This window comes from Arthrobacter sp. H41 (genome assembly GCF_000520535.1).
Classification (GTDB): Bacteria; Actinomycetota; Actinomycetes; order Actinomycetales; family Micrococcaceae; genus Arthrobacter_D.
Genome location: NZ_KI914837.1, coordinates 28,923 through 30,454 on the forward strand (window position 1 = coordinate 28,923; position 1,532 = coordinate 30,454).

The following is a 1,532-nucleotide window of genomic DNA, read 5'->3' on the forward strand; positions in this document are numbered from 1 at the left end:
CCCCTGCCGGTCATAGCGGCGGGAGTCTACGCCGGGTCCGTTGCCGCCACGGTGCTCGCTTTCAAGAACCACGGCCACACCGACCTTGAGCGCCCACTCGCCGCGGCGTTGGTGGGCGCGCTGCATGCCGCGTGCGCAGCGGCACAAGGGGAACCGGCTACCTGCGATTACCTTCTCGTGCCTGTTCCCGGGCGGCGGGCCTCCCTTCGGCGGCGCGGCTATGACCCGCTCCGCCTTGTGCTGCAGGGCCTGGCGAAACGCGGCGAGCTTCCAGCCGGCACGCGCGTCTTCGCCGCCGTCGGCCAGGCGTCTAGCTGGCAGGTCACGGGCGACCGCCCACTGCCGGACAGGGTAGTGCTCTTCGTCGCTGCACCTGTGCGCAGGAAAGGCGCCGGCGGCCAGAAAGGGCTCGGCCGGCGAGGCCGGCAGCGTCAGGTAGCGGGCTCGATGGTGGTTTCATCCGGGGCTCGTGCCCGGGTGGCGGGCAGGGTCTGCCTCGTGATCGACGATGTCCTCACCACCGGTTCCACGGTGGCGGAGGTGACACGGGCGCTCCGTGCGGCCGGTGCCGAGGTGGCGGGCGCCGCCGTCATCGCGGCTGCGCGTCCACCCGCTGCCACGAAGCAGGCTCCTTCCGCATCAGAAGAAAAAACGGGCCAGTCAGGGATGAATAAAGAACCGGGGTGAACTACCGTGAAGTATGGGTAGCACGATGACGAGCGTTACTCATCGACACCGGCCAGCAGCTCCGTTCCGGCCGGTGTTGCATCACCTTAGCGATGTGGAGGGCACCATGGAATTTGTGATCAATGGTCGAAACTTGGAAGTATCCGACCGGTTCCGCGAGTACGCGACGGAAAAGCTCGACAAGATCGAGCAGCTCGGAGACAAGGTCCAGAGGGTGGATGCAAAGATCACCAAGGAGTTGAGCGCCCGCATGGCGGATACCTCTTTGACCGTCGAACTCACCGTGATGTGCAGGGGTCCGGTAGTCCGTGCCGAGGCATCCGCAGCTGACAAGTTCGCCGCTTTCGACCTCGCCTACAACAAGCTTCTCGAGCGCCTGCGCAGGGCGCGGGATCGCAGGAAGATCCACCACGGCCGCCACACACCCGTCGCTGTCCGCGAGGCGACCGCGGATCTGGAGCCTGCAAGCGCGGGACAGCCGCTCTACCTGGAGACCCGGGCCGAGGAAGCCGCGCCGCCTGCCACCGCTTCGGCTCCCGCAGACGCCTATGAGTCGCCGGATGATCTCCCGGCCGGGGACTCGCCGGTACTGATCCGCCGGAAGGTATTTTCCGGGGCGCCGATGACGCTCGATGATGCAGTGGACAACATGGAGCTCGTGGGCCACGACTTCTACCTGTTCGTCGATTCGGCCACAGGAGCCCCCTCAGTCGTCTACCGCAGGCAGGCGTGGACCTACGGCGTCATCACGCTCGATGCGAAATGCGCCGAAGGGACCGAGGAACCCCGCGAGGAAGTGCTGGCCTACCGCGCCACGGAAGCGGTTGCCTCAGCCTGATGAACCG

The 1,532-nt window shown here is 66.6% G+C and carries 2 protein-coding genes; both read left to right on the top strand.

The features are described 5' to 3' along the window. On the top strand, positions 1-687 hold a 687-nt coding region (locus Y705_RS20580), incomplete at its 5' end, for a ComF family protein (protein ID WP_049822871.1). Between the two features lie 106 nt (positions 688-793). Then, positions 794-1,525, top strand: coding sequence for a ribosome hibernation-promoting factor, HPF/YfiA family (gene hpf / locus Y705_RS0115375; protein WP_026533494.1), 732 nt, complete (start codon positions 794-796; stop codon positions 1,523-1,525). Positions 1,526-1,532 lie beyond the last annotated feature (7 nt).